The 13,431-nt window shown below is 64.5% G+C and carries 10 protein-coding genes; 4 read left to right on the top strand and 6 right to left on the bottom strand.

All coding sequences use genetic code 11. The features are described 5' to 3' along the window. Positions 1 to 4 precede the first annotated feature (4 nt). From CT676_RS07925 to guaB, 3 genes are all read right to left on the bottom strand, one after another. Positions 5 to 301, bottom strand: a complete 297-nt coding sequence (locus CT676_RS07925; RefSeq protein ID WP_085402226.1) for a hypothetical protein — start codon at positions 299 to 301, stop codon at positions 5 to 7. 243 nt (positions 302 to 544) lie between these two features. Then, entirely contained in the window at positions 545 to 1,567 is a 1,023-nt protein-coding gene (locus CT676_RS07930) for an NADP-dependent oxidoreductase (protein ID WP_135214307.1), read from the bottom strand. A gap of 253 nt (positions 1,568 to 1,820) precedes the next feature. After that, the gene (gene guaB, locus CT676_RS07935; RefSeq protein ID WP_063983796.1) at positions 1,821 to 3,314 is read right to left on the bottom strand and encodes an IMP dehydrogenase; all 1,494 of its coding nucleotides are present in this window, start codon (positions 3,312 to 3,314) and stop codon (positions 1,821 to 1,823) included. A 471-nt stretch (positions 3,315 to 3,785) separates the two neighbouring features. Between guaB and CT676_RS07940 the strand changes: the two genes are divergently transcribed. The 3 genes from CT676_RS07940 to CT676_RS07950 all read left to right on the top strand — a co-directional run bounded on the left by CT676_RS07940 (position 3,786) and on the right by CT676_RS07950 (position 7,071). Beyond that, positions 3,786 to 5,276, top strand: coding sequence for an MFS transporter (locus tag CT676_RS07940; protein WP_135214308.1), 1,491 nt, complete (start codon positions 3,786 to 3,788; stop codon positions 5,274 to 5,276). Between the two features lie 173 nt (positions 5,277 to 5,449). Then, positions 5,450 to 6,133 (top strand): VIT1/CCC1 transporter family protein, encoded by a 684-nt coding sequence (locus tag CT676_RS07945; RefSeq protein ID WP_135214309.1) that lies wholly within the window; start codon positions 5,450 to 5,452, stop codon positions 6,131 to 6,133. A gap of 83 nt (positions 6,134 to 6,216) precedes the next feature. Then, positions 6,217 to 7,071 carry a TorF family putative porin gene (locus CT676_RS07950; protein ID WP_167767984.1) on the top strand — a complete coding sequence of 285 codons (855 nt, stop codon included), beginning with the start codon at positions 6,217 to 6,219 and terminating at the stop codon, positions 7,069 to 7,071. Between the two features lies 1 nt (position 7,072). Here CT676_RS07950 and CT676_RS07955 read toward each other — a convergent pair whose 3' ends face one another. From CT676_RS07955 to CT676_RS07965, 3 genes are all read right to left on the bottom strand, one after another. Next, complete coding sequence (locus tag CT676_RS07955; protein ID WP_135214311.1) at positions 7,073 to 8,929, bottom strand: hypothetical protein; 1,857 nt, start codon at positions 8,927 to 8,929, stop codon at positions 7,073 to 7,075. 116 nt (positions 8,930 to 9,045) lie between these two features. Beyond that, a complete protein-coding gene (locus tag CT676_RS07960; RefSeq protein WP_135214312.1) occupies positions 9,046 to 9,738 on the bottom strand; it encodes an RlmE family RNA methyltransferase in 693 nt (230 codons plus the stop codon). 1 nt (position 9,739) lies between these two features. Continuing rightward, complete coding sequence (locus tag CT676_RS07965; protein ID WP_135214313.1) at positions 9,740 to 10,813, bottom strand: Ppx/GppA phosphatase family protein; 1,074 nt, start codon at positions 10,811 to 10,813, stop codon at positions 9,740 to 9,742. 212 nt (positions 10,814 to 11,025) lie between these two features. Here CT676_RS07965 and CT676_RS07970 point away from each other — a divergent pair, with 212 nt between their 5' ends. Next, positions 11,026 to 13,398 (top strand): xanthine dehydrogenase family protein molybdopterin-binding subunit, encoded by a 2,373-nt coding sequence (locus CT676_RS07970; RefSeq protein ID WP_135214314.1) that lies wholly within the window; start codon positions 11,026 to 11,028, stop codon positions 13,396 to 13,398. Positions 13,399 to 13,431 lie beyond the last annotated feature (33 nt).

The following is a 13,431-nucleotide window of genomic DNA, read 5'->3' on the forward strand; positions in this document are numbered from 1 at the left end:
CGGATCAGGCGATGGTCTTGAGATCCTGCTGGATCGCAGCCAGCAGCGATTGAAGCGCATCGCTGTTGACCGGCCTCGCCTCCGCCTTCGCAGGCTGGACCTTGTCAGGCTGCGCAGCTTTGCCCGGACGTTTCGGGAATGGCGGTGGTGGCGCCGGCATCGCGGCTGGCGTGAAATCGCCCTCCTCGTCGACGTGGACGAACTTGCCATGGATGACGTCGTCGCGACGGCCCATGACGAACAGGGTCGCCCAATAGCCGGCAGCCAGAAGGATTACGCTGAAAATACCAATCTCTAACATCGCAGCACCTAAAATATGCGCGATGATTCAATGCCTTCGCTCAGCCGTCAATGAACCGACGGTCACACCTGCGGCTTTTGCGGGCAGGTGTGGCCAATCGGTCACTCTTTGTTAACCATCGATGTCCGGGGTGTGACGCCTTTGCAACTAGGCCATGCAGCTAGAGCCCCGTTCCGGGGCTCTAGCGTCTCGTTTGGCGCGTTTTCTTCACGCGAACCGGTACCCACTTCGCTCGAAAACGCTTTACGCCTTATCTTGCCCGACCCGCACCAACTGCTTGCCGAAATTGGCGCCCTTCAGGAGCCCCATGAAGGCGCCGGGCGCGCTGTCCAGGCCCTCGGTGACGAACTCCTTGTACTTGACCTTGCCGTCACGGACCCAGCCGGACATGTCGCGCAGGAAGTCGCCATGGCGGTTGGCGAAGTCGGAGACGATGAAGCCGCGGAAGGTCAGCCGCTTGGTCAGCGTCGCGCGCATCATCGCTGCGGCCCATTTCGGCGGCTTGGCCTCGGTGTCGTTGTAATGGGCGATCAGGCCGCAAACCGGCACACGCGCGAACGGATTGAGCAGCGGGAACACCGCCTCGAACACGGCGCCGCCGACGTTCTCGAAATAGACGTCGATGCCCTTCGGGCAGGCAAACTTCAGCTTCGCGGCGAAATCGGTTTCGCGGTGGTCGAGGCAGGCATCAAAGCCGAGCTCCTTCACCACGTAGTCGCACTTGTCCTTGCCGCCGGCGATACCGACTGCACGCGCGCCCTTGATCTTCGCGATTTGCCCGACGGCCGAGCCGACCGCACCGGAGGCACCGGCGACGACGACGGTCTCGCCTTCCTGCGGCTTGCCGATGTCGAGCAGGCCCGTATAGGCGGTCATGCCGGGCATGCCGAGCACGCCGATGGACGTCGAGATCGGACCGAGCTTCGGATCGACCTTGATCAAGCCCTTGCCGTTCGAGATCGCGTACGACTGCCATCCGGTACGGGCTCGCACGATGTCGCCCTTGGCGAAATCAGGATTGTTGGAGGCCGCGACCTCGCTGACCGCCTCGCCCTCCATCACGCCGCCGACCGGCACAGGTGCTGCGTAGGACGGACCGTCACTCATGCGCCCGCGCATATAGGGATCGAGCGAGAGCCAGATCGTGCGCAGCAGGACTTCACCCGCGCCGGGCGCCGGGACTGCGAATTCCTCGATGCGGAAATCGGACGGCTTTGGCTCGCCGACGGGACGCGCGGCGAGAACGATGCGTTTGGCTTGGGACATGGCTTCCTCCGGATTTTGTTTCGACCCGGACGGAAGCGGAGGGAGCGATGCGCGTCAATACAAAAGCGGTGGAGCGGTTGGTCGCGGAGGCATGCGCTGGCGAGAGGCGGCACGCTCGCGCCACACTCTCGGTGTCATCGCCCGACTTGATCGGGCGATCCAGTATTCCAGAGGCTACGGTGATTGAGCCGAATGGCCGCGGCGTACTGGATGCCCCGGTCAAGCCGGGGCATGACAGTGGTGTGTGGAGTACCTAACCCGCGCCCGGATAGTTCGGGCTCTCGCGCGTGATCGTGACATCGTGGACGTGGCTTTCGCGCAGGCCCGCGCCGGTGATGCGGACGAACTGGGCCTTCTCGTGCAGGTCCTTCATGTCCTTTGCGCCGACATAGCCCATCGCGGCGCGCAAGCCGCCGGCGAGCTGGTGCATGACGTTGCCGACCGGGCCCTTGTAGGGCACCTGGCCCTCGATGCCTTCAGGCACGAGCTTGAGCGTGTCCTTGATGTCCTGCTGGAAATAGCGGTCGGCCGAACCGCGCGCCATCGCGCCGACCGAGCCCATGCCGCGATAGGCCTTGTAGGAACGGCCCTGCCACAAGAACACTTCGCCGGGGGTCTCGTCGGTGCCGGCGAGCAGCGAGCCGACCATCGCGATGTCGGCGCCGGCGGCGAGCGCTTTCGCAAGGTCGCCGGAGAACTTGATACCGCCGTCGGCGATGACGGGAATGTCGGACTTCTTTGCAGCTTCCACCGCATCCATGATCGCGGTGAGCTGGGGAACGCCGACGCCGGCGACGATGCGCGTGGTGCAGATCGAGCCCGGGCCGATGCCGACCTTGATGCAGTCCGCGCCCGCATCGATCAGCGCCTGCGCGCCCTCGGTGGTGGCGACGTTGCCGGCAACGACCTGGACGGAGTTGGACAGGCGCTTGATGCGATTGACCGCATGCAGCACGTGGCGGGAATGGCCGTGCGCAGTGTCGACGACGACGAGATCGACGCCGGCATCGATCAGCCGCTCGGTGCGCTCGAAGCCGGTGTCGCCGACGGTGGTGGCGGCGGCGACGCGCAGGCGGCCCTGCGCATCCTTGCAGGCGAGCGGATGGGCGACCGCCTTCTCCATGTCCTTCACGGTGATCAGGCCGACGCAGCGATATTGCTCGTCGACCACGAGCAGCTTCTCGATGCGATGCTGGTGCAGCATCCGCCGCGCTTCGTCCTGGCTGACATTCTCGCGCACGGTGACGAGCCCGTCATGCGTCATCAGCTCGGAGACTTTTTGCCGGCGGTCGGTGGCAAACCGCACGTCGCGGTTGGTGAGGATGCCGACCAGCTTGCCGGGCGTATTCTTGCTCGCACCGGTGACGACGGGAATGCCGGAGATGCCGTGGTCGCTCATCAGCTTGAGCGCATCGTCGAGCGTGGCCTCGGGGCTGATGGTGAGCGGGTTCACCACCATGCCCGACTCGTAGCGCTTGACCTGCCGGACCTGGGCGGCCTGCCCCTCGGGGTCGAAATTGCGGTGGATGACGCCGAGGCCGCCGGCCTGCGCCATGGCGATCGCCATGCGGGCTTCGGTGACCGTGTCCATGGCGGAGGCCATGATCGGGATGTTGAGCGGAATGGCGCGGGTGACGCGGGAGCGGATGTCGACCTCGCCCGGCATGACGTCCGACAGGCCCGGCTTCAACAGCACGTCGTCGAACGTAAAGGCTTCGCGAATGCCTTGAAGTTGCACCGTGGCCATCTGCCAACTCCTTCCTGCGGCCCTGCCGCAAATAGCTATGGATGAGCGCCGCCCTCGGCGTGCCTTGCGGCATCGCCGGAGAATCGGAGCCCATCGGTGGGGTTGACGCGGGTCGATAGCACGGCCACGCGACGAATCAAAGCAAATCGGACCGCCGGCCAGCCATGCACAGGCTTTTTAAGTAAATTCGGCGTGGATGGCCGGGCGGCGGCCACCCTTCGCCATTTCCCGGAGCGAGGAAATCGCAAGCCCGGAATCCATCCCGCAGCGGCCTGTGGGGCCCGATGGATTCCGGGCCCGCGCCAAGGGCGCGCCCCGGAATGACGCGGGAGCACGTGCACCCGCCGTCGAGGGTCACACCGTTGTTACGCAGGATTTAGGTGCTATGCGTTGATCCGCAATGGTCCCGGCCAAGCGGCGGTGATAAGCCGCAAGTCCACCTTTCCTTCTGATTTTCATTACCAATCCGTCATGGTCGACAAGCAACGCGTCATTCCGCTGATCGTGGCCACCGCTCTCTTCATGGAGAACATGGACTCGACGGTGATTGCCACCTCGCTGCCGGCGATCGCGGCCGACATCGGCACGAGCCCGCTGACGCTCAAGCTTGCCATCACCTCCTATCTGCTGTCGCTCGCGGTGTTCATCCCGGCGAGCGGCTGGACTGCGGACCGTTTCGGCGCGCGCATGGTGTTCGCGATCGCGGTCGGCGTGTTCATGGTCGGCTCGGTCGGCTGCGCACTCTCGACCTCCGTCACCGATTTCGTATTCGCGCGCATCCTTCAGGGCATGGGCGGGGCGATGATGACGCCGGTGGGACGCCTGGTGCTGCTGCGCTCGGTCGACAAGAGCGCGCTGGTCAACGCCATGGCCTGGGTGACGGTCCCTGCCCTCATCGGGCCCGTGATCGGCCCGCCGCTCGGCGGCTTCATCACGACCTATGCGTCATGGCACTGGATCTTCCTGATCAACATTCCGATCGGGCTGCTCGGCATCTTCATGGCCTTGCGCTTCATCGATCCGATCAAGAGCGAGACGCGGGAACCGTTCGATCTCTACGGCATGGTGCTCGCGGGCGTTGGCCTCGCCGGCATCGCGTTCGGTCTCTCCGTCGCCGGGCTCAACCTTCTGCCCTGGAGCACGGTCGCGGCGCTGGTCGTGGGCGGAACGATCTCGATGACACTGTACGTCCTGCACGCGCGGCGGACGGGTTCGCCGGTGCTGGATTTTTCGCTCCTGAAACTGCCGACGCTCCGCGCGGCCGTTCTCGGCGGCTTCATGTTCCGGCTCGGCATCGGCGCGCTGCCGTTCCTGCTTCCGCTGCTGATGCAGATCGGATTCGGGCTGTCGCCCTTCCATTCCGGCCTCGTCACCTTCGGCTCCTCGCTCGGCGCCATGGGCATGAAGACGTTGGCCGCGCGCATCATCCGCACCTTCGGCTTCCGCAATTTGATGACGGTGAACGCGGTCGTCAGCGCGTTCTTCCTCGGCGTCTGCGCGCTGTTCACGGTGACGACGCCGCTGCTCATCATCTTGGTGATCCTGGTGGTCGGCGGCTTCTTCCGCTCGCTGGAGTTCACCGCGATCAACACGGTGGCCTATGCCGACGTCGAGACCGCGCAGATGAGCCGCGCCACCACGCTGGTCAGCGTCAACCAGCAGCTCGCGGTCTCCGCCGGCGTCGCGGTCGGCGCGGCCTGCGTGGAAACGACGATGTGGTTCAACCATGTCAGCGAGATCGACGCCACCGTGTTCGCGCCGGCCTTCGTCGTGATCGCGCTGACCTCGGCGGCGTCGAGCTGGTTCTTCTGGCAGATGCCCGCCGATGCCGGCCACGAGATCTCCGGCCGCAAGGCGGTCGAGATCGCCAGCCGCAAGGGTGCCGCAAAGAGCGCGGCGACCGCCGCCGTCAAGACGGCGACGGAAGATACGCAGGACGTGCGAGATCAAAGGCTGGGGTAAAGGGCTATCAGGCCCGAGCGACGTCGGTCAGAACCCGACGTCGTAAAATCGTCCACGATGTGGCGGGCACGGGCGGCGTCCGCCGGCCGGTCGGCCCAGCACTCGTGCCCAGCCGCCTTGACCTAGCTCAAGGAGCGAAAGCCGGACATGAGCCTCGATGACACCTGCAAACGGTGATCGAAGACCAGGCCATGGCTCTATTGGGACCGGATACTCCGTTCGGGGACGTACTTGATCCGATGGAACGGATCTCGGAGACCTTGTTCGGGCTGATCATGGCCCTCACCTTCATCTGTTCGCTAGGTGTCGCGACCGGGACCAATATCAATATTCAAACAATGCTCGTCGGCGCACTCGGCTGTAATCTCGCCTGGGGCATCGTTGACGGCGGTCTTTATCTGCTGGCGCGCATCAATGACCGGGGAGACAAGGTTCTGACCCTCCGCGCGATACGGAAGGCGCCGGATCCCGAAGCAGCGCGTCGCGTCATTGCCGACGCACTGCCGCCGGAATTGTCGGCCATGCTGCCCGCAGAGCAGTTGGAATCGCTGCGGCAACGGTTGCTACAATTGCCTGAGCCAGCTCCTGGTCCGGGGCTAACAAAGCGCGACTGGATCGGAGCGCTCGGCCTTTGCCTGCTGAGCTTCCTGTCGACCTTCCCGGTGGTCATCCCGTTCCTGTTCCTGAGCGACGCCAGACTGGCGCTGCGCGTCTCCTACGCCGTCGCCATCGTGATGCTGTTCTGTTGCGGTTACGTCTTCGGGGTTCGTAGCGGGCTGCGGCCTTCATTGGCGGGACTTGCGATGGTGGCTGTCGGTAGTACGCTGGTTGGCATCGCGGTCGCTCTGGGAGGATGATCGACTTGCGGCGACACGAAACATCGTTTCGGGGTGCAAGCGGCGCCTTATTTGCCGCGCTGGCCGGATTGTGGCTTGCACCCATGACCGGCGGTTTGGCGCTGGCCCAATCCCCGGCCGGGGCGCTCGGCCTCGGCAACCGCGGTTGGTCGGCGGCCGACACCACCCACGCAACGCCTGCCGACGAGCTCGAATTCAGCGCTCGCGCGGGGCTTGCATCCGACTACATCTATCGCGGGACCACGCTGTCCGATCATGGCCCCGCAGCCGGCGCCGCCTTCGAGACGAGATGGGGCCCGCTCTACGCCGGCACAACGGTCGCCACCGTCAAGCTGCCGACCCAACCGGCCGCCGAACTCACCTTTGCCGCCGGCGTGCGCCCGCAGATTGCCACGATCGATTTTGATCTTGGGGCGACCTATTTCGCCTATCCCGGTGAAAGACTTCCTGGCGAGACCAACGGCATCAATTATTGGGAGATCGTGGTCCGCGGCGATCGACGCATCGGCGATCAGTTCCGCGTCGCCGGCGGTTACGCCTATTCTCCGAACGTCTCGAACACCGGCGCCTGGAGCCAATATGTGGCGGCCGGCATCGGCTTCGACGTGCCGGAGCGGTTTCTGCTGAAGAACCTGACCGTGTCGTTCACTACCGCCGCCGGCTATTCCTGGTTTGGCGACCAGACCTCGCAACTCGGCGGCTTCCCGCTGCCAGCCTATCTCAACTGGCAGGCCGGCGTGACGTTCACGCACAAGGCGCTCAACCTCGATCTGCGCTACTACGACACCAATCTGTCGAAGGAAAACTGCTTCGTCTTTACAGGCGATCCAAATGCGCGGCCGGGCGGCCGCGCCAATCCGATCACCAACCCGGACGGCCTGGTCTCGAACTGGTGCGGCGCGACATTCGTCGCCAAGGTCTGGTTTGCGTTCAACTAACTTAGGGAACCACCGTCGGCGGCAATATGCGGTAGAGCACGACACCCAGCCCGAGCGCGTCGCCCGTCAGGACGAGCTTTCCGCTCTTGATCGTTCGCTGCAGCAATATCCTCTGCAGGTTGGGATCGGGGTGGGTCGGATCGGAATAGAACTTCGCCAGGTTGCTGGTATTCGCATCGATCAGGTAGCGCTCAATCGTCACGGTCGAGCCGTCGCTGAACGGCAGGTTGTCGACCTCAAGCGAAATCCCCTCCGGCGTCTCGGTCGAAATGTTGTTGCCGAAGACACGGGTCGGATCATAGTTGTAGACCATGATGTTCGCGGTCGAGTTAGCGCCATCCCAGGTCGCGAACGCGTTGAGGTGGGAGCCCGCCCCGCCGGTGAGCGCAGCCTGCACCCGCTGGCCTGACATCTTGTTGTACATCTTGAAGAGGTTCGCGACCGGCTTCGGGTAGTAGTCGGCCGGGTTATCGCCGTGCGGCACCTTGTGGAGCAGGCTGGCCTGGCCGAGGAAAGGTGTGATGTTCGGATCCCCCTGGCCGTCGCCGATAATGAGGTACGACCCCATTGATATCTTCTTTTTCACGGCTTCGGACAGGAACGCCGCCGTCCACGCCGCCCCCTTGTGCGAATAATTGACGTCAGTCGCCTCATAGGCCGTAGGGCCCCATTCCGACAGGAACAGTTTAACGTCGGGCATGTTGGCATTGTTCTTCTTCAAGGCGTCCAGCTTGGCCTTGGCCTTGTCGACCAGATTGTCGAAGAACGCGAAACCGCCGGTGCCGTCTGTCGAACCGTAATAGTGGAACGAAAAACGATCGAGCCGCGCGTTGAATTTTGCCAAGTAAGTGTCTGCCAGCGGATTGAAGGTCTGGTCGAGGAAGACTTCCTCCAGCGTCTGAAGATTCTCCGCCGGATAATAGTTGAAGCTCAGTCCGACCAGGGCCGGCCCGGCCATTTCCAGCGTCTTGCCGTTATAACTCTGGTTGGCGGCGAGTTCGTTTCTGATGTTCACGATCGCCTGCGAGAAGACCTTCTGAACCGGCAAGAGCTGCCTGGGCAGACGGCGCGCATCGAGCCCGTAGGGGTACGACAAGGTCGGATCTTCGGCCTTGGACATCACGTGGGTCTGCAGCGGGGTCCACTGGTTGAGGACATACTTGGCCGGATCCATCCACCACAGCCAACGGCCCCATGACCCCAATGGCTTGAGCCTGTAGGCGGATGGATTGGTGTCACTCCAGTTCTCCGGGGCTGAATCGGCGATATCGGCCTCGTTGCTGACCTCGAAGATGACGGATGACGCCCCGCCGTCGAACGATTTCTTCGCGATATATCGCACGAGAGCGTTGGCGTATTTCTGGAAAAGTGCCGGAGCCGGCCCGTTCCGATTCCAACTCTCGCCAGGTCCGTATTGCACCAGGCGCGGCGGCATGAAGGCCGCGACCGCCACGTGAGGCGAGAGCCCGCGACCCAGGGCCCACTCAAGATGCCAGGCCAGAGGCTGGCAGTCGCCCGGATGGAAAACGCCGTCCTGCGTGTACCCGAACACATCGCCGGTCTGATCGACATCGCAATAGACATCGCTGAGCAGCAGGCGCGTCCGCTTCATGCCGGTATCGGTGATGATCTGGTTGAACTGGTCGAGAGCCTGCTCGGACGGGCTGTTCGCGCTCTGGTAGATCTTCTTGAGATCACCGAGATCGTCGTTGCCGCTGAGGCCGATATTGCAAGGCGTCTGGGTGCTGACCGTGATCGACGTCCCTGCACGCGACGTCGTCGCCGAAGCAAAGCCAAGCGACGCCAACGCCAGAAAGGAGACCGAGGCAAGGGACAGGCGATGCTTGCAAACGCGCAAGCGTTGTCGATGAAGGCACGGCATGGATCGATCTCACCCGCTGAAATTGCAGATGATGTATCTATCAGCTCAAGATGTTATCGATGTGAATGTCATGCTGATGTGAGCGTGACACGTCAGTCCGGGACCGGCTGCCCGCCGCGAAACCCTGTCGCCAGCACATAGCGCTCCGACGAATCCTGTCGGCTCGCAGCGGGCTTCACATGCCGCACCGTCGCGAAATCGCGCTTGAGCTGGGCGAGCAGATCGGCGTCGGCGCCGCTCTGGAACGTCTTGGCCAGGAATGCCCCGCCCGGATTCAGCACGTCGCAGGCGAACGCGGCCGCCGTTTCGATCAGGCCGACGATGCGGAGCTGATCGGTCTTGCGGTGGCCGGTGGTGTTGGCGGCCATGTCGGACATCACGATGTCGGCGCCGCCCCCGAGCATCGCAGTGAGCTTCGCGGGTGCGTCGTTGTCCATGAAGTCGAGCTGCGCGAAGTCGACGCCGGCGATCTCGGGCATGTCCAACAGATCGATCGCGACAACCTTGCCCTTGCCGTCGACCGAGCCGACGCGCTTGGCGGCGATCTGGCTCCAGCCGCCCGGCGCGGCGCCGAGATCGACCACGGCCATGCCGTGTTTCAGCAGGCGGTATTTGTCGTCGATCTCGAGCAGCTTGAATGCGGCACGCGAACGATAGCCGAGCGCCTTCGCCTTCACCACATAGGGATCGTTGAGCTGCCGCTCCAGCCACAGCTTCGACGACAATTTGCGCTTGCCGCCGGTCTTGACCTGGACGTGCAAGCGGCCGGTGGTGTCCTTGGCCATCTCACCAGCTCCTGAGTGCGCCGTCCTCGCGCATCATCTCGACCAGCATGCCTTCGCGCAGGCCCCGGTCGGCGACGCGCAGGCGCGGCAGCGGAAAGGCGCGCCTGATAGCATCGAGGATGGCGCAGCCGGCCAGCACGAGATCGGCGCGCTCGACGCTGATGCAGCTGTTGTTGGCGCGTTCCTCGTAGCTCATGCCGAGCAGCTTGCTGATGGTCGCGGTGATGTCGGAATCGTTCATCCAGATGCTGTCGATGCGGCGGCGGTCGTAGCGCGCGAGGTTGAGATGGATGCCGGCGAGCGTCGTCACCGTGCCCGAGGTGCCGAGCAGGTGCATGTCGGCGAGATCGCCGCCGTGCGCTTCGGCGAACGGCGCGACGTGGTTGGCGACCTCCTGCTCCATCGCGGCATAGATTTCCGGCGTGACGTCGCGGCCGCCGAACTGCTCGGCCAGCGTCACGACGCCCAGCGGGATCGACATCCAGGCTTTGATGCGGGGCTCCGGATTTTGCGGATCGCGTTCGATCCGCACCAGCTCGGTCGAGCCGCCGCCGATGTCGAACAGGATCGCGCCTCTGCCCCTGGGGTCGACCAGCGGTGCGCAGCCGAGCACGGCGAGCGAGGCCTCGGTCTCGCGGTCGATCACCTCGAGCTCAATGCCGGTCTCGGCCGCGACGCGGCTACGGAAACCTTCCGCGTTCGAGGCGGCCCGGCAGGCCTCGGTCGCGATCAGCCGCAGCCGCTTGGCTTTGCGCAAATTGATCTTGTCGCGGCAGATGCTGAGTGCGGCGACGGCGCGCTCGATCGCGGCCTCGCTGATGGAACCGGTCGCCGAGACGCCCTCGCCGAGCCGGATGATGCGCGAGAAGGAATCGACCACGCGAAAGCCGTCGCTGGTCGGACAAGCGATCAGGAGCCTGCAATTGTTGGTGCCGAGGTCCAGCGCCGCATAGACGCCGGTTCCCGGCGCTTGCGCGACGACGGCCGGTTCGGGGGCCAACGCCACCGCCGCCATCGACCCCTCCAGCCCACCGTGCGGCGCATGGCCGTCGCGGAGCCGCGTGTGGTCATTCATACAAATTGTCTTTCCGCGGCCCGATGGGGCCGATCTGGAATTGCTTTTTCGCCTGAAACATTAGCAGCGCGGCAAGCCTGCGCAACAACGCATCACATGGGACCATGCCCATTCGTGCGTTGTCGTGAACGGGACCGTGGGTTATTTTTGGAGGGTCCGGTCCTCCAGGCGCCCCCCAAAACGCGCGATTGCCGGCTTTTCAGGTCAATTCCATGCAAGAACACACCAAATCGTCCACGCTCGAAAACGCTATTGCACTGCAAAAATACGGCGTCGGGCAGCCGGTCCGCCGCAAGGAAGACGATACGCTGGTGCGCGGCAAGGGCCGCTACACCGACGATTTCAACCTGCCCGGCCAGGCCCATGCCGTGGTCGTCCGCTCCACCCATGCCCATGGGCTCATTCGCGGCATCGGCACCGACGCCGCCAGGGCGATGCCCGGCGTGCTGGGGGTGTGGACCGGCAAGGACCTCGATGCCGCCGGCTACGGCCCCTTCACCTGCGGCCTGCCGCTGAAGAGCCGCGACGGCTCCCCCCTGCTCCAGACCAACCGGCAGCCGCTGGCGACCGACAAGGTCCGTTTCGTCGGCGATCCCGTCGCCTTCGTGGTCGCCGACACGCTGGCGCAGGCGCGCGACGCCGCCGAAGCCGTCGAGCTCGATATCGAGCCGCTGCCGGCGGTGACCGATCCCGAGGAAGCCGCCAGGCCCGGTGCGCCGCTGCTCTATGACCACATCCCGAACAATGTCGCGCTCGACTACCACTATGGCGACATGGACAAGGTGAACGCGGCCTTCGCCAGTGCCGCCCACGTCACCAAAGTCGACATCGAGAACACCCGCGTCGCCGTCGTCTCGATGGAGCCGCGCGTGGGGCTCGCCTCCTACGACAAGAAGACCGAGCGCTACACCATCCAGATGCCGACGCAGGGCGTTGCGGGCAACCGCGCCAACCTCGCCAAGAACCTGAAGGTGCCGAACGAGAAGGTGCGGGTCCTCACCGCCAATGTCGGCGGCTCCTTCGGCATGAAGAACGTCAATTACCCCGAATACATGTGCATCCTGTACGCGGCCAAGGAGCTTGGCCGCCCGGTGAAGTGGCTGGACGAACGCTCCACCAGCTTCCTCTCCGACAGCCACGGCCGTGCGCAGAAAATCCATGCCGAGCTGGCGCTCGACGCCGAAGGGCATTTCCTCGCGGCAAAGCTTGAAGGCTACGGCAATCTCGGCGCCTACATCACCGGCGTCGCGCCGGGGCCGCTCTCGCTCAACACCGGCAAGAATTTTTCGAGCGTCTACCGCACACCGCTGATGGCCGTCGACATCAAGACGGTTCTCACCAACACCACGCTGATGGGCGCCTATCGCGGCGCCGGCCGGCCCGAGGCGAACTACTACATGGAGCGGCTGATCGACCGCGCCGCCGACGAGATGGGCATCAACCGGCTGACCTTGCGCAAGCGCAACTTCATCAAGCCGAACCAGATGCCGTTCCCGGCCTCCTCCGGCGTGACCTATGACAGCGGCGACTTCCAGGCGGTGTTCAACAAGGCGCTCGAAATCTCCGACCACGAGAACTTCACCAAGCGCAAGAAAGAGAGCAAGAAGATCGGCAAGCTGCGCGGCATCGCCGTCGGCTCCTATCTCGAGGTCACCGCGCCGCCGAGCCCCGAGCTCGGCAAGATCGTGTTCGATCCCGATGGCTCGGTACAGCTCATCACCGGCACACTCGATTACGGCCAGGGCCACGCGTCCGCATTCGCGCAGGTGCTGTGCGCGCAGTTAGGGGTGCCGTTCGACAGCGTGAAGCTGGAGCAAGGCGACAGCGACATCGTCCACACCGGCAACGGCACCGGCGGCTCGCGCTCCATCACGGCGAGCGGCATGGCGATCGTGGGCGCCGCCAAGCTCGTCATCGAGAAGGGCAAGCGCGCCGCGGCGCATATGCTGGAAGCCTCCGAGGCCGACATCGAGTTCGCCGACGGCAGCTTCACCATCGCCGGCACCGACCGCAGCATCGACATCATGGAGCTCGCCAGGAAGCTGCATGACGGCAAGGTGCCGGACGGCGTGCCTGACAGCCTCGACGTCGACCATACCAGCGAACCGGTGCCCTCGGCGTTCCCGAACGGCTGCCACGTCGCCGAGGTCGAGATCGATCCTGATACCGGCGTGGTGCAGATCGTGCGCTACAGCGCGGTCAACGATTTCGGCACGGTGATCAACCCGCTGCTGGTCGCGGGCCAACTTCATGGCGGCGTGGTCCAGGGCATCGGCCAAGCGCTGATGGAGCATGTCCGCTACGACGAGAGCGGCCAGCCGATCACGGGCTCGCTGATGGACTACGCGCTACCGCGCGCGGAGGACGTTCCGAACATGACGGTCGGCGATCACCCGGTACCGGCCACGACCAATCCGCTCGGCAGCAAGGGCTGCGGCGAAGCCGGCTGCGCCGGCAGCCTGTCGACGGTGGTAAACGCGGTGCTCGACGCCCTCTCCGACTACGGCATCAAGCACATCGACATGCCGCTGACCCCGGAGCGGGTGTGGCGTGCGATCCAGGATGCGAAGGGCAAGGCGGCGTAGGGGAGTTCCGCGATCGTGACAACGCCGGGGGTT

The sequence above is a fragment of the Bradyrhizobium sp. MOS001 genome, assembly GCF_004634465.1.
Classification (GTDB): Bacteria; Pseudomonadota; Alphaproteobacteria; order Rhizobiales; family Xanthobacteraceae; genus Bradyrhizobium; species Bradyrhizobium barranii.